This window comes from Haloarcula sp. H-GB4, from assembly GCF_030848575.1.
In the GTDB taxonomy this organism is placed as follows: domain Archaea; phylum Halobacteriota; class Halobacteria; order Halobacteriales; family Haloarculaceae; genus Haloarcula.
Window position 1 is genome coordinate 578,510 of sequence record NZ_JAVDDX010000001.1, and the last position, 22,597, is coordinate 601,106.

The window sequence follows — 22,597 nt, forward strand, 5'->3', positions numbered from 1 at the left end:
TTCTCTCCCCGCCTACAGTTCGAAGCCGCTGTCGTTCCGGCTGCCACCTCGTCGGAGGAGCGCGATGACGACACCGAACAGCAGCAACGCACCGAGAAGTCCGCCGATGACCAGCATCGTATTGATGCCCATGATTGTGCCCGGGAGCGGCCCGAGTCCGCCGTCACCGTCAACCGCTGGTTCGGTCTGGGCCGCTGGCTCTGTTCCCGTCGGCTCCGGATTCGGCTCGGCGCCGCCGTCTTCGCCGGTCTGGACCTGACTCTCGGTTACCTGAATCTCGCCGGCGTTGACATCGTTGAAGTTGATCTGGAACGTCCCTGGCGTTGTTATGACCGTCGACAGCGTCACCGTCTGTTCGGTGTCCGCTGGTACAGTCACAGATGTTCGATTGACGACCGCATCGTCCACCCGCATCTGTGCGTCGTAGGAGCCCTCGATACCGCCGCCGTTGGAAACCGTTGCCTCAACGACGACTCGTTGCCCCTCAGGAACCTGTTCGCTGACAACTGCGGTTCGCGTGATGCTGAATGCAGGCTCGATCTGCCCAATCGCGTAGGCCGATGCGCCCGCCGTGTCCGCTTCGTAGACGACTTGATTAGGCCGCTCGTCAACAACGCTTGTTTCGGCGGCTTGCCATGACCCGTTCACACGGTGGTACACGCGGACCGCCGAAGCATCGATGCCAGCCGATTGAAGATTCGAGCGGTTCAATATGAACTGCATCGACGACGGTTGGACCCCCGCCGATGATCCGACGGTAACCACACCGAACACCGATGCATCGTCGTCATCGGGTACTGTGATACCTGCGTCCGCGGGGTCTGTATATTCGGTCACGTCCTGTGTGAACGATCGCTGGGATGCGTTTACAGTCCACGACTGGACTGCGAACGTCCGGTTCATCGCACCCGGCATCTCGACTTCGTATGGCTTCGCCGTTGGCACTGCGCCGCCACGGACCTCGGTTTGTCGGCTGGTTGCATCCTGTCGTCTCATCGTTGCAGTCGCCTTCTTGACCTGAAGGCGTCCAGCCGACCGCTCTGGACCTTTAACCGTAATCTGATATGTCCCAGGCGTGTTAAACGTTAGTGCCCGTGTCTGCTTGGCCGATGACCCGGAATCGACGGCCACCCGCTCAGTCGCTTTCGTCGTTCCGTTCGCTATGTACTCAACTCTCATCGCGCCCCCGGAGCTCCCGGTGTTCTTGACCGTCGCGGTGACGTTTACCGATTCACCGGCCAGTATCGTGTCTACCTCTTTCGATGCGCCGGATACGAACAGTCGTGGTGCAGCAGCAACAGGACCTGCCACCGTCGCTGCGAGGAGGAGGGCAACGACACAGACCGCGAGGAGGCTCGGAAGATGCTGCTTTGGGGACCTCTCTTCACGTACCATTACTCAAATATAATCCAGACCATCGACATAAAACCGCCCGATTGCCTCGATTCGGTAAACGGTCCCTACGAGTCAGAAGGCAGCGAATTCTGTATCTTCCCGTTGCAGCGTCTGTTACTCGTGCAGTCGGCTGCGACGGGTTTCAGCTTTCCAGACAAGGCGATCACACTCACCGCGTTCTGCGTGGACTTGCAAGGCTCAAATCGCCAATGCGTACCGGTGGCTCCTCGCGTATTCGCTCGGAGCAATACGGTGGGACTGGGATTTGAACCCAGGAATCCGTGAGGATACCTGCTTTCAAGGCAGGCGCAATAGGCCGCTCTGCCATCCCACCGCAGTCAAGCATATTCGGTGGGCCTTCTAAGACCTGTCGGTCTCTCGGACCACGCTCGGCTCGCCGTCGTCGTCGACAACACGTATTCCGAGGTCATCGAGGAACGCCGTCGTCTGTTGCGGTACGACCCGACCAGCCCGGCTCCGGGCTCGGAGCAGCGGCACGATGGTCTCAAGATCCGCTCGCGTTTCGAGAACGGCTGACGGCGGGAGAAAGTCCACGTCGAGGCCGGCATCCGCAGCACGCTCGCCGATCGTTTCGACCGTCGGGGTGGCGTAGCTGTCCTCGAAATCAATCGGCTCGCCGAACCCGGCGTAGTAGACGCGGCCGCCGGCAGCGGGGCCGAGAACCACGCCGCTGGACCGGAGTTTCATCGCCGCGCTGTCGATAAGTTGCCGATTCAGCAGCGCTGCTGTCGGTTTGACGGCGGCGACAGTTGCGACATCTTCTTGATCAAGGAGGTGCGTCACCGTGTTCCCGACCCGACCGGCGAACGTCGAACCGACCTGAACCTCGAACCGGGCGTTATCCGGTGATTCAAGAGCTTCTGTCACTGGCTCCCGCACCGCAGCTTCGGGGTCGACGTCGTCCGGGACCTGTTCCGAGGGACGGTAGTTCACCAACAACTCGGCACCGCTGATCTCCACCGCACGACAAACGTCAAGCAGCATGGCTTCGTATAGCTCGGCGGCCTCGGCGTCGTCTACAATGCCGCCCGCCAGTTCCTGTAACACGAACCCTTCGACTGGCGGGTCAGCCAGCACAGTTACCGTAGTCATACTGTCTTCTCGGCCCGACTGTGATTAGTCGCTTGTGTTCCGGTGTAGGCACAGAACAATTATATCACATGGGGGATAATTGATAAGTAAGAGAATCTATATGGAGCAATCCCAGACCTACAGATGCGATGGATGTGGGTCGGAGTATCGGGTACTTGGAGATCCACAACCGAAAGTCGTGTGTCGCGACTGCGACCGCCAAGCGACGTTATCCGGGACGGCGGCAGCACAGCGGGCATATCGTATCGGCTACACACGGTATCGCGAGGCGCGCCGCCAGCTATCGGACGCGCTGGCGACCGTCGAAGACGGGGAGTTGGCGCTCGCTCGTGGTGGGTTCGACAGTGCCGCGTCGGATTTCGAGGACAGCGTCGAGGAGTTCACGACGGCTGTTCGCGAAGCGAACGACGACACGCTGGCCGAGCTATCGGAACGAGCACGCAAGAAAGCGACCTGCCTCTGGCAAGCCGCCGAATGGCTCAGCGGCATGACCTATGCCAGCGAACAGGGTGAGTCGACACAGGCGAGCCAGTACCGCCACGACGCCGAGAACCGTCTACAGGCAGCAACAGAGTACGGAACAGTGTCGAGCCCGAAAGAGTTACCTCAGGCCGCTGCGACTGAAGTCCAGTCTGACACCTGACTACCGCCCGCGTCGGCCCTTCGTCTGGCGGTAGTCCTGTCCAAGCGTCTCGCTGAAGTGTTCCAGAAACGCCGTCCGTTCCGCGTCAGTCTGTTCGCTCGGTGGAATCATCGGGAGGATCTCGAACCCGCGGCCGCGGATCGTCGTCGCGTGGCGGTCCTCGATGTCGAGTTCGTCCTCGCTCATCGTCGTGTACTCGAAGGCCAATTCTTCGAGTGGCCGTTGTCCGACCGGCAGCAGGATCTCGGGGTTAATCATCCGTATCTCGCTGTTGAGATACGGCTCGCAGTTAACGACCTCCTCGTCAGTCGCATCCCTGTCGGGATGGCGACAGCGGGTGACGTAGGTCAGGAAGGTGTTCTGTAGCTGTGGTCTGTCAGCGTCCGGGTCTGAACACATATCGACCGCGGCGAGGATGTCGAGCAGTTCGCGCTCGCTCTCCCCGGTGAAGGGGAGACCGGACTCGTTGGCGCCGACTGCGGGCGAGTCACCGAGAACGATGAACTCTGCGCCCACGTCGCCGTAGCCGTGAACGACGTTCTCGCGCGTCTCACACAGCGCAGGGCAGTTCTGGCATTCTTCATCCATCCCGAAGGGGTTCGACTTGGACTCCTGTTGTGCGTCCATGTTAGTCGTCGTCGATGGTTTTTGCGTGGGTGTCCGCATCCTCGGGGTCGTTCTGCGGGCTGGACGGGTGGTAGTCGGTGTCGTATTCGCCTGGCCGGCCGTCGAGCCGGTCGGGATTGATGCGGCCGCCAAGCAGCATGAAATCGAGCACCGTACAGGCGAGCATGGCCTCGACGACTGGGACCGCCCGCGGCGGCAGGACCGGGTCGTGGCGACCGGTGACGGTAATTTCCTTGCCTTCGCCGGTCTCCCAGTCGACGGTCTCCTGGGTCTTTGGAATCGACACCGGCGCGTGCCACGACACTTCGCCGTAGATGGGCTGGCCTGTTGTGATGCCGCCCTGGATTCCGCCGTGGTCGTTGCCGACAGGCGTAGGGTGACCGTCCTCGTTGAACTCCCAGTTCTCGGTGTACTCGCTGCCCTTGGTTGTCCGGGCTTCACGGCCGATACCGTACTCGAAGTCATTGACCGCCGGGATGGAGTACATTGCCTGTCCGAGCCGGGACGGGAAGCTATCGAACCGCGGCGCTCCGAGGCCGGACGGGACGCCGCGACATTCGAAGTAAATCGCGCCGCCAATGGAGTCACCCTCCTTCTGGTGCTGGTCGGCCACGTCGCGCATCTCGTCGGCGGCTTCGGGGTCGGCACAGCGGACCTCGTTTTCCTCACTGTGTTCGAGCATATCCTCAAAGGTCACCGGACCGGCCTCCACGTCACCGATCTGGCAGACGTGGGCCTTGATCTGAACATCGTGGTCGGACTGTTCGAGCACCTGCTTGGCGACGCCGCCGGCAGCGACCCAGTTCACCGTCTCGCGGGCAGAGGAGCGGCCGCCGCCGCCCCAGTTTCGGGTCCCGAACTTCGCGGAGTAGGTGTAGTCGCCGTGTGACGGCCGCGGAGCTGTGATGAAAGGTTCGTACTTGCCCGACCGGGCATCCTTGTTCTGGATGACCATCCCGATAGGCGTGCCCGTGGTGTAGCCGTCCTGAATCCCGGAGTTGATCGTTATCTTGTCCGGTTCCCCTCTGGAGGTGGTAATCATCGACTGCCCGGGTTTGCGTCGGTCAAGGTCTTTCTGTATCTCTTCCTCCGAGAGTTCGACGCCCGCTGGAACGCCGGAGACGGTGCAGCCCATCGCCTCCCCGTGAGACTCGCCGTAGGTCGTCATGCGGAACAGACGACCGAACTCGTTACCGTTCATTACAGTGGTGTCGGGGTTGGGGGCATTTGAACCTTGTAGATGCTCCTGTCAGTCGTCGAGCCACCTGACACGGTCGAGGAACTGCACCGTCTCCGCCGCCCTGATCTGTTTTTCAAGGACCGCATCGAACACCTCGTCTGCGTCGTCAGACCAGGGCTCCCAGGTGTACCGTACCAGTGTCGTGTCCGTATACTTCGTGTTGACCGTACGGGCAAAGTTGCCCACTGAGGAGGCAGTACGCCGGCGTCCAACCACCACGCAGTCGAATTCGCGGTCGGTCAGCAGTGTCATCGCCCGGTCGGTGTTTGGTGTCGTTACTAGTTCGACTGCCTCACGCTCGTCGGCGATATCGGCCTGCAAATCAAGCAACAACTGGTCGTCATCGACGTAGAGGACTGTCGTGGGGTCCGCAGTAGACTGTTCGGAAGCGCTCGTCTGATTCACAACGTGTGTTGTAAATACTTCTCGAAACGTATAAGCTCACTCATCTATCAAATCAACAGTACTATTTCAGTACAAAACCTGACGCGCTGGTGACCCGATGCCTTACTGCTCGACAGCAGCGCCGAGCGATTCGAGTACGTCGAAGAAGTCCGGGAAGGACACGTCGACGTGCTCCGCGCCCATCACCGTCGTTTCGCCGTCGGCGACGAGGCCGGCGACGGCCAGCGACATGATGATGCGGTGGTCTGCACGGCCCTCGACGGTCGTGCCGGCGAGGTCGCTGTCCGCGCCGTAAACGAACAGTTTGTCCTGGTGTTCCTCTACTTCCGCGCCCATCTTCGTGAGTTCCTCGGCCATCGCGCTCACGCGGTCAGTCTCCTTGTACCGGACGTGTTCGGCGTCGGTAATCCGGGTGACGCCGTCGGCAGCGGCCCCCAGCGTTGCGATGGTCGGAAGGAGGTCCGGCGTGTCTTCGACACCGATCTCGATGCCGGTCAGATCTGACTGTGAGACGGTGATTTCGCCGTTTTCCTCGTCCCAGTCGAGGTCGGCCCCCATCCGGTCGAGGATGTCGACGATTGCGGCGTCACCCTGAGCGCTTGGGAACGCCGACGTGACCTGCAGGCCGTCCTCGGCGGCGAGCGCGCCGGCTGCGAGCAGATAGCTCATCGACGAGAAGTCCCCGGGGACGTTGTAGTCGCCGCCGTCGGGGACGTAGGTCTGGCCGCCGTCGACGGTGAACCCGGTGTCGGTTTTCTGGGTGTCGACGCCGAACGCGTCCAGCACCTCCAGCGTGATGTCGACGTACGGCGACGACTTCAGTTCGGTCGTCAGGTCGATGTCGATGCCGTCCGGCGAGACGGCACCGGCCATCAGCAGCGCAGTGATGTACTGCGAGGATACGTCGCCGGGGATTTCCACTGCGCCGCCGTCGATGCCGCCGCCGACCACAAGCGGGGCCTGCCCGTTCCGGCGCGTCGACTCGGCGTCGCCGTCCAACTGTCCGATAGCATCCAGCAGCGGCCCCTGCGGGCGCGACCGGAGTGACTCGTCACCAGTCAGCACCGCGAGGTCGTCCTGTAGCGCAGCCGTAGCGGTGACCAGTCGCATCGTCGTCCCGCTGTTGGCGCAGTCGATGATGTCAGCCGGCGTTTCCGGACGCCCGTCGAAGCCCGTAACCTCGACCGTCGATTCGTCGTCGGCCAGCGAAACACTGCCGCCGTAGGCCTCGACGGCTCGCATCGTGGCCTTCGTGTCCGCACTCACGAGCGGGTCGCGGACGACTGCGCCGTCAGCGTAGCCCGCGGCCAGCACTGCCCGGTGCGTGTAGCTCTTCGACGGCGGCGCCTGTGCCGTCCCCTTGACCGTCGACTCGGTAATCGTGATGTCCATGCCCGGTCGGTAGCGGGCGTTCGACAAGAGACTACCGCTCCCACTCAACAGGGGGTGAGAGCAACGACCTTGTGGCTGGCACCGGTACCACCGCCATGGTCCCAGCGATGGACAGCGCAACCGCTGTTGTCACGGGTGCGAGTAGAGGTATCGGCGAGCAGATAGCCCATGCGGTAGCGGCCGCAGGCGCACATACGGTCATCTGTGCCCGCGATGCCGAGGCGCTTGAGCGGGTCGAAGCTGCTATCCGGGACGCGGGTGGCTCCGTGACTGCAATTCGCACGGACGTACGCGATGAGTACGACGTTGAACGGCTGGTCGAAACTGCCATGCGGGAAGGAGATGCAATACAGTACGTTGTCGCCAACGCCGGTGTCTACCACGGCACCGCCGGCGAGACGCCGCTCACCGAGGAATCCTACACCGCGTTCGACGACCACATCCGGACGAACGCCCGCGGCGTGTTCTCAACGATTCGTGAAGCGGTCCCACACCTCGGTTCGGACGCCCGCATCGTCGTCCCGACGGGCGTCGTCGCGCGTGAGGGAATGCCCGGGTACGGTTCTTATGCCGTCTCAAAGGCCGCCGCGGAGGCTGTTGCCCGCGGGTTCGCCGCCGAACTTGATATTCCGGTCGGTGCAGTCGACCCCGGACAGGTCGCGACGGACCTCTCCGGTGACGGCGGACGCGATCCAGAATCCGTCGCTGAAATGGTTCTCTGGGCACTCCGGGACGCTGATCCGTCAGCACTGGACGGCGGGGTCCTCGACTGGGGCGACTATCGGTCAGCGACGCGGTGACCGCCACCGATGGGTTTATTGGCAACAGGCCGGTGATTGTAGATAATGTCTATTAACTCAACCTCAATTTTTAATAACAATGGGCGGGTGTCCGCCGCTGGTATCGCGGGTGCCGTCGGCTTGGTAGTCCTGTCAGCCGTCGCATTCACTGCCGGGGCGGGCAAAGTCCTCGTTATCTCCTGGGTCGCATTCGTCGCAATGGCAATGGGCGCGTGGCTCGGTGCGCGGGCCGACGAGACAAACCCGTACCGACTGGTCTGGGGGTACGGCCTCGCGAGCGGAGCGATGGTTGCGTCAGCAGCCATGTTCCTCGTCCCGCAGGCGATGGGGCTTGGCGGTCAGGCTGGCGCAGCGCGAATCGGCGGCGTCGGTATCGCCGCCGGACTGGTCACCGGCTACGGCACCCACACTATCGGCCACCGACTGACACACATTGAGACGTCCTTCGACATAACGACACTCGCCATCGCTGCCCACGCGCTCTCGGCCGGACTGGTCATCGGACTGGTCTACGCTTCGATGCCGGAACTGGGCATCCTGCTCGGTCTCGCCATCGTTTCGCACAAAGGGCCGGCCGGCTACGCTGCTGCCCGGCGGCTCGGACGTAGCGGCAAGTCCGCAACTGCCCTGTTGCTCCCCGCGGCCGGCGTTGGCCTGACGGCGATCCCGGCAGCGCTGCTTCCAGTACCGGAGTCAGCGCTTCTCAACGCAGTTATCTTCGGATTCGCCGCTGGCATCTTCCTCCACGTCGCAATGGACTTCCTGCCGAACTGCGAAGCCGGCAGTGAGATCGATGAGGTCTGTGAACTCCACGACCACTCTCACGACCTGCTCGACGAACTCCGGACGCACGCTGTCGGGTCAACGGTGGTCGGCGCTGCCGTCATTGTCCTGGCATGGGCCGCCATCTGAGCGTGTGTTCGCCGTCACCGCACGGGCATCATCACGGAAATACTCGTCCCGTCACTATGGGTCTGAATGTCGATATCGCCACCGATGTAGCTGATAAGCCAGTACGCGAACCACAGCCCCAGCCCGGACCCGTGTTCAAGCGGCTTTTCTTCCGCTGCTTCGATGACCTGGCGCTCCTGGTCCGGGACGCCTGGTCCATTGTCTGAAATCGTCACTGTCGCTGTCGTGTCGTGGCGCTTCGCCCGGATGGTCACTCGCGGTGCCGATGCGTCGGAGTGCTTGATACCGTTCTCGATGAGTTCCTGCAACGCCGGAACAACCTTTGCATCTATCGTCGATGACGGGAGTGAATCGACCTCGACGACGAACTCGGCGTCGGGGTATGCTGCAGCCAGTCCGTCTGTGATATCACCGAGGGCAGTTTCGAGTTCGCGCTCGACATCGTCAGTCAGTGAGTCCGCGAGCAGTTCCTGCACGTGGTGGGCTTTCTCGCTGATATCGAGCAGGGACTGAACGTTTCTTTTGATGGTCTCAAGATGGGCGAGCGCGTCATCGTCGTCGACTAGTTCTGAGAGAATATCCGCACGTCCGCTGATCGTCGTTCCGTTGTTACGGAGATTATGTCGGAGTATCCGGTGAAAAACGGTGAGCTGTTGCTCACGTAGCCGACGACCGGTAATTTCGTCCTGAATCCCAACAAACCCTTGGATCGTCCCGTCTGCGTCCTGAATCGGGGCGATGGTCTGGTTGATAATGAATCGCTCTCCGGACTTTCGCTCGTTTACAATTTCGCTCGTCCAGACCTCGCCACGGCAAATCGTGTCCCAGAGCTGTTCGTAGAACTGTTCGCCCTGTTCGCCGGACTTGAGTATCCGCGGCGTCCGACCGATTGCTTCTTCGGCACTGAATCCAGTTAACTCCTCGAACGCCGGATTAACGTACTCGATGATGCCGTACGTGTTTGTTATCAGAATCGCGTGCCCTCCGTGCTCGACAGCGTTTCTGAACCGCCGGAGTTCGTTGTGTTGCTCCCTGAGGTTTTTAGCAAGGTCCTCGGTGTGACTGCGCCGCGCGAGGAGGTTCGCGATGGTTCGGAAGAGTGCCTGCGTGTCCAGCGGCACTGTCATGATATCGTCGACGACGAGTGGCTGTTCGGCCGCGTCGATATCGGGGAGATCGATCCTGCCCGGAGTCTCCTCGCGACGGACCAGAATCACGGGGCAGAACACCGGATCTGCCCGATGTTTGTACTGCTCTATCGCTTCTCTGTATTGCGGAAACGACGACTCGTCGACGATGTGGAGGTCTGCCTCCCGGAACTCGCCGTCCGTGATCGCCGTGTGGTGTTCGGCGACGACGGAGGCGAGTGCGTCCCGGTTGCCATCGCCGGCCAGCAGTAACTGGATGTCGGCCATCGGTGGTTAGCGAGTGGACGACTGATTGGTGTTGTCGCCGCGCTGTTCGGGAACGCCCTCGAACACGCCGTGCATCCCTGAGACGGGGGCACCGACCTGTAGGCCGTCGGCCGTTATTTCGAATCGGCGCGGGACTGTCTCGAACCCGCCGACGCGCTTTTTCAGTGCGCCGACGACGCGCTGGAGTTCGCCCGCAACCTCGATGTAGTTCTCGAAGACGATGTTGTCAGCGAGGTAGCTGACGTTCTCGCTCGTCGGCTCGTGCAACCCGGTCACGTCTCTTCGCTGGTCAATCAGGATTACGGCCGTGTTCCCGCGAGAGAGATGCTGTGTCAGGGCGTGGAGTCGCCGACGCAGTTCCACGTCGTCTTGGCCGCGCTTGATCGCGTTCTTGTAGCCTGCGATGCCGTCGATAACGACGAGTTCGGCCCCCCGCTCCTCGGACTGGGTCTTGACGCGGTTCGCGAACTCCTCGGGCGACAGCGCCAGCGATTCGACCTCCTCGACGAGAAGTGTCCCCTCGTCACGTAACTCCGAGAGTGGTATCCCGAACGTCTCACAGCGGTGGCTGAACGTGTCGATTGACTCGTCGAACAGGTACGCGAGCGCCGGGGACCCGTCTGCCGCTGCGGAGGCCAGGAACTCCGTCGCTGTCGTCGACTTGCCGACACCGGAGGGGCCACTAAGAATCGTCACTGTCCCGCGTTCGAGTCCCCCATCGAGGAGCGAATCCAGTTCCGGAACCCCCGCGGAAAACTGCGTGGGGTCGAACGACCGCGTCCGCTGTTCCGGTTCGAGCGCCGGATACACTTCGACGCCGGAGTCGCGGATTTCCATCCCGTGTGAGCCGTCCTGTTGGCCGATGCCGCGATGCTTGCGCAATCGAATCCGTCGACCTGCCTTCTCGTCGCCGTAGCTGAGCGAGATGATGCCGTCGCTGAGCGACCTGAGCTGGCTGTCCATCTGATTGCTCGGCGTCTTGGTCGCCAGCACGGTCGTCTCCCTGTCCTGCAGGAAGCGTGCGAAAGAGATGACGCGCTTGCGAAACTGGTACTCGGTCGGTTCAAGATACTGGAAATGCGTGATGGGGTCGATGAGAACGCGGTCCGGGTCGACCCGCTCGATAGCCTCGCGGATATCCGAAATCAGGTGGCCGTCCTCGACGTCTTGGGGTTTGACAACGTCGTACGACTCAGCCTCTTCGAAGAACTCTGAGTCGGGGCCAACGTCGAGAAACGTCGCGTCGCTGATATCAATGCCGAGTTCGGCAGTGTTCGCCAGCAGGTCGGAAGCAGATTCTTCGGCATGAATGAACAGTACGTCGTCGCCAGCTTCGAGTCCTGCTTCGAGAAACTGCGTGCCAAGCAGTGTTTTGCCAGTTCCGGGCGGCCCGATAACGAGATAGAGTCGCCCTTCTACCAGTCCACCTCTGAGAAGCGAATCAAGGCCGGAAATACCGCTAGAAAGCTGCACGAACTGCCGCTCGGAAGAGAACATAGACGGACTATCGGATGGCCGGTAATAAGCATCTCGCGAGAACACGGGCGTGACAACCGAGGACAGTCCACGAATCACCGATTCGCGTCTCCTCGCTTGTTCGCTCACTCGCGCCGCTCGTGGTCGACCTAGTCCTCGCCAAGCAACTGTCTCGCCAGAATCGGGACAAAGGTACCGATATCGGTGACCATCCCGACTGCCTGTGCGGAGCCGCGATCAAGGAGTTGTGTCACCGTCGCGGGGTTGATGTCGACGCAGACGACCCGTGTCGTCGAGGGGAGGCAGTTTCCGACGGCGACCGAGTGCAGCAGGGTCGAGAGCATCAGCACCATGTCGGCTTCGTGGGCCTGCTCTCGGATGGCGTTCTGGGCCTCGACGGCGTCGGTAATCGTGTCTGGGAGCGGGCCGTCGTCGCGGATCGATCCCGCGAGCACGAACGGACGGTCGTTATCGATACACTCGTACATGACGCCAGACTCGATGGTTCCGGACTCGACGGCCTCCTCGATGCCGCCCTCGCGGATGACCTCGCTGATGGTGTAGATGTGGTGTTTGTGGCCGTGGCGGGGGTGATCAAGGCTTTCGGTATCCATCCCGAGCGACGTGCCGTAGATATCCCGCTCGATGTCGTGGACTGCAAAGCCGTTGCCGGCCGAGAGCATGTCGACGTAGCCCTCTCGGACAAGGCGAGCGAGGTCCTCACGTGCCCCGGAGTGGATGAGCGCCGGCCCACAGACCGCCATCACCTTGCCGCCCTCTTTTTTCGTCTCCTCGATCGCGTTTGCGATTTTGCGGATTGTCGACTCTGACGGCCGCTCCGAGGAGACGCCACCTTGCATGAAGCCGAACGCGCCACCTGAGTCACGGGGCCGCTCCGGCGGCTGGACCTTGATGCCCGTTTCGTCGGTGACGACCATGTCGCCCTCTTCGATGGCGTTGAGAACTTTCGTGTAGGCCCGGGGGGAGTCACCGTCTTCGACAACCACAGCGCAGTCCATCTCCACGTCCTCGACTTCTATCCACTCGCCGTTGTGGCGGATGAACGTCGGATGGTTCGTCGTCGAGTAGAAGCCATGTGGGACGACTTGGTCGTCGGGCGCGGGGACGAGCGTGGCGTCTTTCGGGTCTGAGGGGTTGACGCCGTGCTGGTGGAGTTCGTGGACGATCGACTGTAGTTGGGCCTCATCGTCGGCTTCGACGAGCATTCGGGCGTAGGACTCCTCGTCTTTGTGGCGGCCGATATCGAACTCTTGGACGGAGAAGGAACCGCCCAGATCCATGATGATACCGAAACAGGACTGCATCATCCCGGAGTCGATGATGTGGCCCTCTAGCTCGACTTCGCGAGAGACGGTCATGGCCAAGACATGGAGGCAGGTGTGTAAGACGGTTTTGGGTCTGCGTGACCCCGGCGGTCCGGCTACTGTCCGTCGACGTGTCGTTGCACGGCCCACGACACCCCCGCGCTGGTCTCACACAGGCGCTCAAAGAAACGCTGTAGCCCGTCGGATTCCGTGGTCGGCAGGACGTGCAATCGCACCGTTCCGTCGCGGACCGCGACGCGGAACACATCGGCTGTTTCCTCGTCGCGGACCAGCCACAGCGGCATCGGCAGGTCGTGGAAATCACCGTAGCGGTACGGCCCAGCCGCAAGAATGTCGACGACTGTCTCGGCGAGTTCCGGCGTCGCCTGCTCCTGTTCCGGGATGAGTCGGAATTCCGTCCCGCCCTCGTATTCGACCCCGCTTCCGTGGGGAAAGCGCCGTTGTGGGTGTGCGGGGATGCTGAACGAGGGGTCCGTGGTCATCTGTCACGTAGTTGGGCGCTTTCGGATTTAAATTCGCGGGCCGTGCAGGGCCCAGTAGTATCTTCTCCTCTGCGGCTGTGGCGACCCGATGTGGTCTGGGGTCTAGCATGGCCGGCGGCGAACTAAAGTCATGAGAGTGAATTGTCTTCGGAGTGAGGAATCAGTATGCGCGTTAGTCTGGCGGTGGTAGACCGTCTCGTCGCGAACGGCATCGATACCGTCTTCGGAATCCCGGGGAAGCAGTCCCTCCCGCTGAACGAGGCCATCGGCAACCGGGACGACATCCGATTCGTCGTAGCCCGACACGAAACTGCGGTCTCACATCAGGCCTGGGGCTATGCAGAAACGAGCGGGGAGATAGCGAGCACGGTTGTCGTCCCCGGCCCGGGCGATATGAACGCGATGAACGGCCTGAAAAACGCGCTGAACGACTGCACGCCGCTGGTGCATTTCGCCATCGAAACCGAGCCGGCGCTCCGGGGCGGCGATGCGATTCACGAAACACCACCGGACACCTACGACAACGTCGTCAAAGAGAACATATTACTGAAAAACCCCGAAACGACAGCGGCGACAATCGACCGGGCAGTACAGATCGCGCAAACACCCCCGAAGGGCCCAGTCAGAGTCGGGCTTCCGAAGAATTATCTACAGATGGATGTCCCGCTCGCCGGTGCAAGCACACCGTCGGCTCCGTCCGCAAGCACCGTCCCGGAGCAAGAGGTTTCGACAGCCGCCGAGCACCTGCTCACGGCCGAGCGGCCGCTTATTCTGGCCGGTGGTGGTGTGCGAGCGTCGGGTGGGACGGCGGCGCTCCGAAGCCTCGCCGAGCGAATCGACGCGCCCGTCGTAACGACGTACAAAGGCAAAGGCGTGCTCTCGGAGGACCACGACCTCAGTGCCGGCGTGTTGGCTGGAAGCGCGAGCCCGGAGCTACTGGACTGTCTCGCCGACTCCGATGCCGTGCTCGCCGTCGGCTCCGATCTTGACGCACATGGAACACGCGGGTGGTCCGTCGAACTGCCTGAGACGCTCGTTCACGTCACCATTGACGCTGACGACCTCGGCACGGGCTATGACCCGACCGTCGGCATCCTCGCAGATGCCGCGGACGCGATGACAGCGATTGAGGACAGAATCGCGGCGGCTGACATCGCTCCCGCTTCAAAGGCGGACGGCACCGACCGCGCACAGGCTGTCCGTGCTGCCACTGCGCGTCGAATCGAACCGCTCGTCGACTCGGAACCACCGCTCACCTCCGTCCATGTGCTGCAACTCCTTCGAGACGTACTCCCTTCGGACGCCATCACAGCCGCCGACGCCGGTGGATTTCGCGTCTGGGCGCTGAACACGTTCGAGGCGCACGGACCACGCAGCTACGTCAACCCCGGGTCGTGGGCGACGATGGGAACCGGACTACCGTCGGCGATTGGGGCACAGCTAGCGAATCCGGACACGCCGGTCGTTGCACTGACCGGTGATGGTGGCCTCATGATGTGCGTCCACGAGCTTCATACTGCGGTCGCTGAGAATCTCCCAATTACCGTCGTTGTCCTCAACAACGACGATTACGCGATTATCAGCGAGGAGGCCGGGCGCAGCTACGATCTCGACCACCAGGCGTACGGATGGGACAGGACGCCGATCGATTTCGGAACTGTCGCTGCCGGGATGGGGATGGAAGCCATGCAAGCCGACACACCGTCCGAGATCCGCGCGGCGGTTCGTGAAGCGGTGCAGACGGACGCGCCGACGCTCGTTGAGGTCAGGACCGACCCGGCGGAGCCACAGGCAAGCGAGTGGATGCGCGAGTAGTGGATTTATCCAGCGGGAACGCCAAACACAGGTCATGTGTGGCCGCTACAGTTTGTTCTCCCCCCGCGAAGAAATTGAGACGCGATTCGACGCCGAGTTTTCCGTCGACCACGAGTCTCGATACAACGCCGCTCCGAGTCAGGACCTGCCGGTCATCACCGACGAGTCGCCCGGGACAATCCAGCGGATGGAGTGGGGCCTGATTCCGACTTGGGCCGACAACCGAACGGACCACGGGCACATCAACGCCCGCGCCGAGACCTTGACCGAGAAACGCTCGTTCGCCGAGGCCTACGAGTCCCGGCGCTGTCTGGTCCCCGCTGATGGGTTCTACGAGTGGGTCGAGACGAGCGGCGGCAAGCAACCGTACCGCGTGGCGCTGCCGGACGACGACCTGTTTGCGATGGCGGGGCTGTACGAGCGATGGGAGCCGCCACAGCGACAGGCCGGGCTGGGCGAGTTCGGTGCAAGCGGCGGCGATTCGGGTGGAGAAGACGATATCGTCGAGTCGTTCACGATTGTGACGACCGAACCGAACGAGGCCGTTGCCGACCTCCATCACCGGATGGCCGTCATTCTGGCCCCCTCAGAGGAGTCGACGTGGCTGCACGGCAGCGCCGACGACGTGGGCACACTGCTTGACCCGTACGACGGGCCCATGCAGACCTATCCGATTTCGTCAGCGGTCAACAGCCCCGCCAACGACTCATCAGAACTCATCGAACCGGTCGGATAGCAACGGCGTTACTCGCTTGGCGTGTTCTGGCGCTTGAACTGGTGCAGCATCTTCCAGAGCGTGTCTTCCTCGACCTTATCTTCGGCGGCGGATAGCTGGCGGTACAGGCCCTCAGAGACAGTAATCTCAGGCATTACTGAAACGATTGGATGGGGACAACATAAGCTTCTGGAGACTCGGAACCGAGTGAATGTATTCGACCCACAGTATTCGGGGCACTCTGTTACGGGGACCAATCGTCTTCTCCCGATGTATGCAGTCGTACGCCCAGCGAGATGATGATGACGGCACTGTCGCAGCTAGCGTGACTGACCTCATCGGCGACACGCCGCTGGTCTGTCTCGACAGTTTCGCAGGCAATCTGCTCGCGAAGGTCGAAGCGGCCAACCCCTACTCGGTGAAGGACCGCGTCGCGCTGTACATGGTTGAGGCGGCCGCCGAATCCGGGGACCTCCCCGACGACGGAACGGTCGTCGAAGCGACCAGTGGTAACACCGGCATCGGGCTGGCCGCTGTCTGTGCTGCACGGGGCTATGACTGCGTGCTGACGATGCCCGAATCGATGAGCGAGGAGCGCCGGCAGTTGCTCTCGGGATTCGGCGCGGACCTCGAACTCACACCGGCCGACGGCGGGATGAGCGGCGCAATCGAGCGCGCGAACGAACTCGCGGATGCGCCGGGCACTATCCGTGCCCGGCAGTTCGAGAACGAGGCGAACCCGCGGGCCCACCGCGAGACGACCGGCCCGGAAATCTGGGCTGATACCGACGGCCACGTAGACACGGTCGTCGCCGGCGTCGGGACCGGCGGCACAATCACCGGCATCTCGGAGTACATCGAGGAGGCGGTCGGTGCAGACCTCACCTCAGTTGCTGTTGAGCCGGAACAGTCCAAACTGCTCTCGGCGGACGACCCCGATAGCCACGATATCCAGGGCATCGGTCCCGGGTTCGTACCGGACATTCTCCGGCGTGACCTCGTCGATGAGGTTCGGACCGTGAGCAAGGCGGAATCTATCGACGCGACCCACCGACTTGCCAGCGAAGAGGGAATCATGGTTGGAATCTCCTCGGGTGCGGCGTTGCACGCGGCCGCCGAATATGCCCGAAAGAACCCCGAGGAAACGGTCGTCGTCATCCTGCCTGACACCGGCGAACGATACCTCTCGACGGATCTCTGGGAATAAGGAAGAAACGTAACTGCGCCGCGGAGAAGCTTCCTTCAGGCGACTCGACCGAACGCCAGCGTGCCGCTGATGCTCTCGATGTAGGCTTCGACAACCTGGCCTTCGCGCGCTCCGGAGACGAAGATTGTGTACTTCCCTTTCTCGGCGACGCCGTCGCCCTCGCGGCCGGTGCCGGTGATCTTGACCTCGTAGGTCTCGCCCTCTTCGAGCGTCGGTCGGTCCTGCTGTGTGTTCGAACTCGCACCCTTGGCAACCGGGCGGAACGCACCACAGGCCTGACAGCGAAGCATATCGACGCCGTCCTCGTTCTTGAGGACGGTGTCGGGCAGGCCACACTCGGAACAGGTGACGTACTCGGCGACGTACGCGTCAATGGCAGCCTCGAAATCGCTGGTATCGAACGAGCCGTTGTAACGGGCTTCACCGCCGTCGAACTGCCCGTTGGTCCCGAACTCGCGCTGGATGGCCCGGTGGAGGTGCTGTGCGTCCCGTGAGACGGCGTCAGCGATTGCCTCTAAGTTTGTCAGGCGTGTGAACGCCCCGTCTGTCTGACCTTCCGGGTCCGGAATCGAGAGCCGTTCACCGGCTTCCCGGGGCTGGTCTGGTAGCACGTCGTACGCACGCTGTAGAGCGGACTCGTAGTTCATACGTTTTAGACGGTGCTGGCACGTAAATGGATTCCGTCACATCTGTGACTAACTACTGCCAAATGATATTAATACTGAGAGTGGATAATTGGTTGACATGGATCAACACGAACAGCCTGCGGAGACATCGGGATCATCATCCGAGCGACTCGATACGCTCCTACGGGCGCTGGCAGCTGAGCCCCGACGGATGATATGCACCTACCTCGCCGAACACGATTCGGCCACAGTTACGGAACTCACTGATGTGGTCGTAGGCTGGCTCAAAACGCGTGGGCGGGACGCCTGCAACTGGGACGATACCCGCACTGCGCTCCACCACCAGCACCTCCCCATTCTCGATGACGCTGGCATCGTTACCTACGATGCTGACCAGCAGACGGCAACGCTGGCATCGCTGCCGCCGTCAGCGACCGAGATTCTTGCAACGATAACCGATCTGGATCCCGCTGAGACAGACCACGAAGGCTAACTATGGGCCGATGACAGTCAGCACGCTCCTCCGACGGTTTGAGGGCTCGGACGTAGCGATGACTGTGTACGGTCCGCCTGCATCGACAACTATAGTTGAGCGTCTAGCAGGCCAGGGAATCGACGCCACGTGGCGGAAACTCCCGACCGGCCACAAAGATGCGTTCGTCGTCATCCGTCGGGATGGCGCGTTCGCAGAGACAGTCCCACTCACCATCCTGCAGGCGTTCCTGTGCAAGCCGACGATCGGTTCCGACGAACGCGGACCGCCTGACAGTGACCCGGGCCGACAGTTGCTCTACTCGGCACTCGCAAACACGCTCCTCTCATCGCTCACACCGGCACAGTTGCTCGAAACGTCCCACGAGTTCGAGGACAGAGCCTACCGCGTCGGGGAGGGAACCCTTCGAGTGAGCTTCCAGTCGCTGTCGATTTTCCGCTCTCAGCGCGCCCGGTATGAGACGCTTGCCAGCGACACGGCCCTCGACATTCACGTGTACGGACAGGCGGACTGGGATCCGCCGACGATTCCCGGAATCACGTTCCATCCGCTCACAGACACCGCCCTCGAACAGGTGTGGTTGCTGGCGTTCGACGCCGCCGGTGACGACCAGAACAAGTGTGCGCTCGTTGCTGAGGAAACAGTTGACGGACCGTTCCGGGGCCTCTGGACGTACAGCCCGCGACTGGTCGACGATATCATGACCGCAGTTGTCGCTGTCGAGGAGTAGCCGTCGAAGCCGCGCCGATTTGAAAGACACCACAGCGGATGCTATGCTGACACGACAGCGGAGCCAAAACCACGAGCCTATCACCGTTTGATTAGTGCTCGAAAAGGCCGAGCCCGTCCTCGAAGTGTCCCCTACTCAAGATGGTGATAGTCGAGTTCGTAGCCGACATCGACCGCCTCGCTGACTGCGTCGCTCGGCTCGGCGACCCCGCGGGTCGTCAGTTCGAGCCCGGTGTCTCCGCGGTTCACGAGGATGTTCCGCCGCCAGTCGGGGTCCACATCGGGCGCATCGGTGCGGTAGTGTGCGCCGCGGGACTCGTCACGCTTGCGCGCACCCAGCAGTAGCGCTTCGGCCACCGTGAGGCTGAACGAGAGGTCGACAGCGAGTTCGAACGACAGACTGGTCCGGTCGCCGTCGACGCTGATGTTCCCCGTCCGCTCGCGGAGGTTTCGGAGCTTCTCCAGCCCTGCCGACACCGACTCGTCAGTGCGGAGGATACCAGCGTGCTCCCACAGCAGGTCGCCGAGGTCTGCGAGGAGCTGCTCGGGCGTTTCGTCGCCATCGGTGGCCTCTAGTTCCCGCAGCGACCGGAACTCACGCTCGGCGATAGCGCGCTGTCCATCCGGCAAGGCCCCGTTGCGGTCGTCGCCTGTCACCTGCGCCGCGACGTGGTCGCCGACGAGCGCGCCGATGGCGACCGTCTCCGCGAGCGAGTTCCCGCCAAGGCGGTTCGCACCGTGAACGCCTGCTACTGTCTCGCCGACGGCATAGAGCCCACCAACGCCGGTTTCGCCGGTCTCGAAGCTGATGTCGACGCCGCCCATCGAGTAGTGGGCGGTCGGCGCGACTTCCATCGGCTCCTCGGTGATGTCGACGCCGAGGTCCATGAACCGCTCGTACATCCGCGGGAGCCGCGATTTGATGTACTCGTCGTCGCGGTGGGAGATATCCAGATAGACACCTCCGTTCTCGGTTCCGCGGCCTTCACGGAGCTCCTGTGCGATGGCGCGGGCCACCACGTCCCGCGCGTCGAGTTCCATCTGATCCGGCGAGTACTCTTCCATGAACCGCTTGCCGTTGGCGTTGAGCAGCCGACCGCCTTCGCCGCGAACCGCCTCGGTGACGAGTCGGCCGTCCCAGTCCTCGCCGTAGCGGTTGCCGACCATCCCCGTCGGGTGGAACTGAACGAACTCCATGTCCATCAGCGACGCGCCGGCTTCGAGTGCCAGCGCCGGGCCGTCACCGTTGTTCTCCTCATCACGCGAGGAGTGGCGGTTGTAGAGGGCGGAGGAGCCACCCGCCGCCAGGACGACGTGGTCGGACTCGAAGAGGATGAACTCGCCGCTCTCCATGTCGTAGCCGGCCGCGCCGTAGATCTGGTCGCCATCCGAGAGCAAGCGGGTAATCATCACGTTGTCGCGGTAGGGAATCTCGAGACTCTGGGCCTTGTCGACGAGCGTATCAAGCATCGCCTCGCCCGTCCGGTCACCGACGAAGCAGGTCCGACGGAACGACTGCGCGCCGAAGTACCGCTGATTGATTTTGCCGTCCTCGGTGCGGTCAAACGGCATTCCCCACTCGTCGAGTTCCCGGATGCGGTCGGGCATGTGCTTAGCCGTCAACTCGACCGCTTTCGGGTCGTTGATGAAATGACCCTCGTCCAGCGTATCCGCCGCATGGATGGTCCAGTCGTCCTCAGGGTCGAGCGACCCAAGCGAGGCGTTGATGCCACCGGCCGCCCAGGTCGTATGCGCATCGCCGTGGTCCCGCTTGCCAATGACCAGCGGTTCGACACCGTTCTCGGCGAGTCCGATCGCGACCCGCGCCCCGGCAGCGCCAGCGCCGACGACCAGCACTGGGACCGACACCGTCTCGTAGTCGACCGCCGGGCCCGCGTCGCTCGCCCGACCGTCGGCAGCCTGCTCGCCGTCAGCGGATGGCTTCTGTGGTGTCATCATTTAATGTAGGGGCTGTGGACTTATCAGGGCTTCGCGCGCACACGCGCACGCGGACCCCGAGACGGTTTTCAGACATCGTCAGAAGATGACTTCCAGATGTCGTCACGTATCCGCTACTGCGGGCGGTTCGGGGCCGATTAGTCCTCGCCCGCTGCCACCGATCCGGCACCACCGGGCCCCGTGGCCGGCTCTTCGCTGTCGGTTCGGTCCGCATAGACGATCTGCCAGCCGGTCACCCCGATGAACAGGAGCACGAGCGGCGAGAGGAAGCCGAAGAAGTAGTACGGCGCGTACTCCAGTGTTGGAACGCCGAGCGTTCCGGCCATGAACAGTCCGCCGCTGCTCCACGGGATAAGGGCACTCGTCGTCGTTCCCGACGCTTCGATGGCCCGGGAGAGGTTCTGACTCTTGAGCCCCTGTTCGTTGTACAGATTCCCGAGTGTCATCCCCGGCACCACGATACTCACGTACTGTTCCGCCGCAAGAATGTTCATCGAGATGGCGGACACAGCGGTCACGCCCGTGAGACTCGCGACGCTGTGGCAGAGTCGCCCGAGATGGTGGGAGAGCACCGCGAGCACGCCGGCCCGTTCGAGCAGGCCGCCCAGTGCGAGCGCGGCAATCGCGATCGTCACAATCCACGCGCCGCCGGTCAGCCCACCGCTCTCTAGGAGCCCGTTGACGAGTTCCATCCCAGTTTCCGGGGCTGTTCCGGACTGTGCCGCCGACCAGGCAGCGCCAAATCCGGTTCCCTGCACGAACATCGCGGTCCCAACGCCCGCGAAGACGCCCGTCCCGAGCGTCGGCAGTGCGGGGATGCCACGCAGCGCAAGCCCAAAGGTCACGACGATTGGCAGAAACACGAGCGGCGAGACGACGTATGTACTCTCGATCGCCGCTTGGATGGACGCAACGCGGTCAGCGGGAATGGCCCCAGCGGCCCGCAGTCCGAGGCCAGCGTACAGGACGATGGCGATCGTGAACGCGACGAGCGTCCCGGCCCGCATCGCGTTGATGTGCTCGTACAGGTCTGTGTCCGTCACTGCGGCGGCCAGATTCGTCGTATCCGAGAGCGGGGACTGCTTATCTCCCGTGTAGGCCCCGCTGAGAATCGCGCCGGCAGTCATCGGCTCTGAAATACCCAGTCCCGACCCGATCCCGATGAGCGCGACCCCGAGCGTCCCGGCCGTCGTCCACGAGGAGCCGACGGCGAAAGAGATTATCGCCGAGAGAATAGCCGCTACTGGGAGAAACACCGTGGGCGTGAACAGCTCCAGCCCGAAGTACATGAGGCTGGGAATCGTGCCCGCCTGAATCCACGACGCGATGAGCGCATAGACGGTGAACATGATGAGAATTACCCGCATGCCCATGAGCAGGCTACTGGCAATGCCGTCATACAGTTCCGTCCACGACAGCCCGAGATGGTACCGTGCGAACAGGCCGGTGAAGGCAATCCCCCAGAAAAGCGGGAACTGTGGGTCCAGATCGAAGGCGACGAGGCCCACGCTGAGGAACACGATCATTCCCGCGATTGGCACGAGTGCGGCACCCAACGAGGGCCGTTCAGACGGATCGATCTCGTCGAACAGCCGAGGTTCGAACTCGACCATCACTGCACCCCGTCGCGCCTATCTGACCGGACTCCGGCAGGATTCCGGTCTGGGGATGGAGATTCCCGCCAGCCCTGTCGACACGCACCGATACGCCTCTTCTGACCACTTGCGACGGCACCGCGTGTCATAGTTATATCGGCGATAACCACAGGCGGGTTAAAACAGACTTCATTCCAGTGTCGGCGTGGGGA

At 62.4% G+C, this 22,597-nt stretch carries 22 protein-coding genes and 1 tRNA gene; 8 read left to right on the forward strand and 15 right to left on the reverse strand.

Going from position 1 to position 22,597, the window contains the following annotated elements; genetic code table 11:
- Nucleotides 1-12: 12 nt before the first annotated feature.
- The 3 genes from RBH20_RS03135 to RBH20_RS03145 all read right to left on the reverse strand — a co-directional run bounded on the left by RBH20_RS03135 (nucleotide 13) and on the right by RBH20_RS03145 (nucleotide 2,508).
- Nucleotides 13-1,395 carry a PGF-pre-PGF domain-containing protein gene (locus RBH20_RS03135; protein WP_306705408.1) on the reverse strand — a complete coding sequence of 461 codons (1,383 nt, stop codon included), beginning with the start codon at nucleotides 1,393-1,395 and terminating at the stop codon, nucleotides 13-15.
- Between the two features lie 250 nt (nucleotides 1,396-1,645).
- A tRNA-Ser gene (locus RBH20_RS03140) sits at nucleotides 1,646-1,729 on the reverse strand.
- A 26-nt stretch (nucleotides 1,730-1,755) separates the two neighbouring features.
- On the reverse strand, nucleotides 1,756-2,508 hold the full coding sequence (locus tag RBH20_RS03145; RefSeq protein WP_306705409.1) for a hypothetical protein: 753 nt from the start codon (nucleotides 2,506-2,508) through the stop codon (nucleotides 1,756-1,758).
- A 100-nt stretch (nucleotides 2,509-2,608) separates the two neighbouring features.
- On the opposite strand from RBH20_RS03145, the gene RBH20_RS03150 reads away from it, so the two are divergent.
- A complete protein-coding gene (locus RBH20_RS03150) occupies nucleotides 2,609-3,151 on the forward strand; it encodes a hypothetical protein (RefSeq protein ID WP_306705411.1) in 543 nt (180 codons plus the stop codon).
- On the opposite strand, the gene RBH20_RS03155 is transcribed toward RBH20_RS03150, so the two are convergent.
- The 4 genes from RBH20_RS03155 to aroA form a co-directional block, all read right to left on the reverse strand.
- Nucleotides 3,152-3,778, reverse strand: a complete 627-nt coding sequence (locus RBH20_RS03155) for a uracil-DNA glycosylase family protein (RefSeq protein WP_306705413.1) — start codon at nucleotides 3,776-3,778, stop codon at nucleotides 3,152-3,154.
- Between the two features lies 1 nt (nucleotide 3,779).
- Nucleotides 3,780-4,979 (reverse strand): chorismate synthase, encoded by a 1,200-nt coding sequence (gene aroC, locus RBH20_RS03160; RefSeq protein ID WP_306705415.1) that lies wholly within the window; start codon nucleotides 4,977-4,979, stop codon nucleotides 3,780-3,782.
- A 48-nt stretch (nucleotides 4,980-5,027) separates the two neighbouring features.
- A complete protein-coding gene (locus tag RBH20_RS03165; RefSeq protein WP_306705417.1) occupies nucleotides 5,028-5,423 on the reverse strand; it encodes a hypothetical protein in 396 nt (131 codons plus the stop codon).
- Nucleotides 5,424-5,525: 102 nt separating this feature from the next.
- Nucleotides 5,526-6,815, reverse strand: coding sequence for a 3-phosphoshikimate 1-carboxyvinyltransferase (gene aroA, locus RBH20_RS03170; protein WP_306705419.1), 1,290 nt, complete (start codon nucleotides 6,813-6,815; stop codon nucleotides 5,526-5,528).
- Between the two features lie 95 nt (nucleotides 6,816-6,910).
- Here aroA and RBH20_RS03175 point away from each other — a divergent pair, with 95 nt between their 5' ends.
- Nucleotides 6,911-7,615: an SDR family NAD(P)-dependent oxidoreductase gene (locus RBH20_RS03175; protein ID WP_306705421.1), complete on the forward strand. Its 705-nt coding sequence runs from the start codon at nucleotides 6,911-6,913 to the stop codon at nucleotides 7,613-7,615.
- Nucleotides 7,616-7,660: 45 nt separating this feature from the next.
- Nucleotides 7,661-8,527: a ZIP family metal transporter gene (locus RBH20_RS03180; RefSeq protein ID WP_306705422.1), complete on the forward strand. Its 867-nt coding sequence runs from the start codon at nucleotides 7,661-7,663 to the stop codon at nucleotides 8,525-8,527.
- A gap of 14 nt (nucleotides 8,528-8,541) precedes the next feature.
- Here the strand turns inward: RBH20_RS03180 and RBH20_RS03185 are convergent, their stop codons facing one another.
- The 4 genes from RBH20_RS03185 to RBH20_RS03200 form a co-directional block, all read right to left on the reverse strand.
- Nucleotides 8,542-9,942 (reverse strand): PAS domain S-box protein, encoded by a 1,401-nt coding sequence (locus RBH20_RS03185; protein WP_306705424.1) that lies wholly within the window; start codon nucleotides 9,940-9,942, stop codon nucleotides 8,542-8,544.
- Between the two features lie 6 nt (nucleotides 9,943-9,948).
- Nucleotides 9,949-11,439, reverse strand: coding sequence for an ATPase domain-containing protein (locus RBH20_RS03190; protein ID WP_306705426.1), 1,491 nt, complete (start codon nucleotides 11,437-11,439; stop codon nucleotides 9,949-9,951).
- A gap of 128 nt (nucleotides 11,440-11,567) precedes the next feature.
- Nucleotides 11,568-12,797 (reverse strand): TIGR00300 family protein, encoded by a 1,230-nt coding sequence (locus tag RBH20_RS03195; protein ID WP_306705429.1) that lies wholly within the window; start codon nucleotides 12,795-12,797, stop codon nucleotides 11,568-11,570.
- 62 nt (nucleotides 12,798-12,859) lie between these two features.
- Nucleotides 12,860-13,246, reverse strand: a complete 387-nt coding sequence (locus tag RBH20_RS03200) for a hypothetical protein (protein ID WP_306705431.1) — start codon at nucleotides 13,244-13,246, stop codon at nucleotides 12,860-12,862.
- A 165-nt stretch (nucleotides 13,247-13,411) separates the two neighbouring features.
- On the opposite strand from RBH20_RS03200, the gene RBH20_RS03205 reads away from it, so the two are divergent.
- Both RBH20_RS03205 and RBH20_RS03210 read left to right on the forward strand, forming a co-directional pair.
- On the forward strand, nucleotides 13,412-15,061 hold the full coding sequence (locus RBH20_RS03205) for a thiamine pyrophosphate-binding protein (RefSeq protein ID WP_306705435.1): 1,650 nt from the start codon (nucleotides 13,412-13,414) through the stop codon (nucleotides 15,059-15,061).
- A gap of 34 nt (nucleotides 15,062-15,095) precedes the next feature.
- Nucleotides 15,096-15,797 (forward strand): SOS response-associated peptidase, encoded by a 702-nt coding sequence (locus RBH20_RS03210; protein WP_306705437.1) that lies wholly within the window; start codon nucleotides 15,096-15,098, stop codon nucleotides 15,795-15,797.
- A gap of 8 nt (nucleotides 15,798-15,805) precedes the next feature.
- Here the strand turns inward: RBH20_RS03210 and RBH20_RS03215 are convergent, their stop codons facing one another.
- Entirely contained in the window at nucleotides 15,806-15,931 is a 126-nt protein-coding gene (locus RBH20_RS03215; protein WP_306705439.1) for a hypothetical protein, read from the reverse strand.
- A gap of 119 nt (nucleotides 15,932-16,050) precedes the next feature.
- Between RBH20_RS03215 and cysK the strand changes: the two genes are divergently transcribed.
- Nucleotides 16,051-16,983, forward strand: coding sequence for a cysteine synthase A (cysK, locus tag RBH20_RS03220; protein ID WP_306705441.1), 933 nt, complete (start codon nucleotides 16,051-16,053; stop codon nucleotides 16,981-16,983).
- A gap of 35 nt (nucleotides 16,984-17,018) precedes the next feature.
- Here the strand turns inward: cysK and RBH20_RS03225 are convergent, their stop codons facing one another.
- Nucleotides 17,019-17,630 (reverse strand): translation initiation factor IF-2 subunit beta, encoded by a 612-nt coding sequence (locus RBH20_RS03225; protein WP_306705444.1) that lies wholly within the window; start codon nucleotides 17,628-17,630, stop codon nucleotides 17,019-17,021.
- Nucleotides 17,631-17,727: 97 nt separating this feature from the next.
- On the opposite strand from RBH20_RS03225, the gene RBH20_RS03230 reads away from it, so the two are divergent.
- Together RBH20_RS03230 and RBH20_RS03235 are read left to right on the forward strand one after the other, a co-directional pair.
- Nucleotides 17,728-18,102: a transcriptional regulator gene (locus tag RBH20_RS03230; protein ID WP_306705445.1), complete on the forward strand. Its 375-nt coding sequence runs from the start codon at nucleotides 17,728-17,730 to the stop codon at nucleotides 18,100-18,102.
- A gap of 10 nt (nucleotides 18,103-18,112) precedes the next feature.
- Nucleotides 18,113-18,832: a DICT sensory domain-containing protein gene (locus RBH20_RS03235; protein ID WP_306705447.1), complete on the forward strand. Its 720-nt coding sequence runs from the start codon at nucleotides 18,113-18,115 to the stop codon at nucleotides 18,830-18,832.
- 131 nt (nucleotides 18,833-18,963) lie between these two features.
- On the opposite strand, the gene RBH20_RS03240 is transcribed toward RBH20_RS03235, so the two are convergent.
- Together RBH20_RS03240 and nhaC are read right to left on the reverse strand one after the other, a co-directional pair.
- On the reverse strand, nucleotides 18,964-20,787 hold the full coding sequence (locus RBH20_RS03240) for an L-aspartate oxidase (protein WP_306705449.1): 1,824 nt from the start codon (nucleotides 20,785-20,787) through the stop codon (nucleotides 18,964-18,966).
- 140 nt (nucleotides 20,788-20,927) lie between these two features.
- The gene (gene nhaC, locus RBH20_RS03245; protein ID WP_306705450.1) at nucleotides 20,928-22,403 is read right to left on the reverse strand and encodes a Na+/H+ antiporter NhaC; all 1,476 of its coding nucleotides are present in this window, start codon (nucleotides 22,401-22,403) and stop codon (nucleotides 20,928-20,930) included.
- Nucleotides 22,404-22,597 lie beyond the last annotated feature (194 nt).

Excerpts from the sequence above, each read along its gene's own strand:
- RBH20_RS03215 (WP_306705439.1), bottom strand. The coding sequence starts at position 15,931 with ATGCCTGAGATTACTGTCTCTGAGGGCCTGTACCGCCAGCTATCCGCC.
- cysK (WP_306705441.1), top strand. The coding sequence starts at position 16,051 with ATGCAGTCGTACGCCCAGCGAGATGATGATGACGGCACTGTCGCAGCT.
- RBH20_RS03210 (WP_306705437.1), top strand. The coding sequence starts at position 15,096 with ATGTGTGGCCGCTACAGTTTGTTCTCCCCCCGCGAAGAAATTGAGACG.
- RBH20_RS03230 (WP_306705445.1), top strand. The coding sequence starts at position 17,728 with ATGGATCAACACGAACAGCCTGCGGAGACATCGGGATCATCATCCGAG.
- RBH20_RS03155 (WP_306705413.1), bottom strand. The coding sequence starts at position 3,778 with ATGGACGCACAACAGGAGTCCAAGTCGAACCCCTTCGGGATGGATGAA.
- RBH20_RS03195 (WP_306705429.1), bottom strand. The coding sequence starts at position 12,797 with ATGACCGTCTCTCGCGAAGTCGAGCTAGAGGGCCACATCATCGACTCC.
- RBH20_RS03180 (WP_306705422.1), top strand. The coding sequence starts at position 7,661 with ATGTCTATTAACTCAACCTCAATTTTTAATAACAATGGGCGGGTGTCC.
- aroA (WP_306705419.1), bottom strand. The coding sequence starts at position 6,815 with ATGGACATCACGATTACCGAGTCGACGGTCAAGGGGACGGCACAGGCG.
- RBH20_RS03190 (WP_306705426.1), bottom strand. The coding sequence starts at position 11,439 with ATGTTCTCTTCCGAGCGGCAGTTCGTGCAGCTTTCTAGCGGTATTTCC.
- RBH20_RS03200 (WP_306705431.1), bottom strand. The coding sequence starts at position 13,246 with ATGACCACGGACCCCTCGTTCAGCATCCCCGCACACCCACAACGGCGC.
- RBH20_RS03150 (WP_306705411.1), top strand. The coding sequence starts at position 2,609 with ATGGAGCAATCCCAGACCTACAGATGCGATGGATGTGGGTCGGAGTAT.
- RBH20_RS03145 (WP_306705409.1), bottom strand. The coding sequence starts at position 2,508 with ATGACTACGGTAACTGTGCTGGCTGACCCGCCAGTCGAAGGGTTCGTG.
- RBH20_RS03205 (WP_306705435.1), top strand. The coding sequence starts at position 13,412 with ATGCGCGTTAGTCTGGCGGTGGTAGACCGTCTCGTCGCGAACGGCATC.
- RBH20_RS03175 (WP_306705421.1), top strand. The coding sequence starts at position 6,911 with ATGGTCCCAGCGATGGACAGCGCAACCGCTGTTGTCACGGGTGCGAGT.
- RBH20_RS03135 (WP_306705408.1), bottom strand. The coding sequence starts at position 1,395 with ATGGTACGTGAAGAGAGGTCCCCAAAGCAGCATCTTCCGAGCCTCCTC.
- RBH20_RS03240 (WP_306705449.1), bottom strand. The coding sequence starts at position 20,787 with ATGACACCACAGAAGCCATCCGCTGACGGCGAGCAGGCTGCCGACGGT.
- aroC (WP_306705415.1), bottom strand. The coding sequence starts at position 4,979 with ATGAACGGTAACGAGTTCGGTCGTCTGTTCCGCATGACGACCTACGGC.
- RBH20_RS03185 (WP_306705424.1), bottom strand. The coding sequence starts at position 9,942 with ATGGCCGACATCCAGTTACTGCTGGCCGGCGATGGCAACCGGGACGCA.
- RBH20_RS03235 (WP_306705447.1), top strand. The coding sequence starts at position 18,113 with ATGACAGTCAGCACGCTCCTCCGACGGTTTGAGGGCTCGGACGTAGCG.
- nhaC (WP_306705450.1), bottom strand. The coding sequence starts at position 22,403 with ATGGTCGAGTTCGAACCTCGGCTGTTCGACGAGATCGATCCGTCTGAA.
- RBH20_RS03225 (WP_306705444.1), bottom strand. The coding sequence starts at position 17,630 with ATGAACTACGAGTCCGCTCTACAGCGTGCGTACGACGTGCTACCAGAC.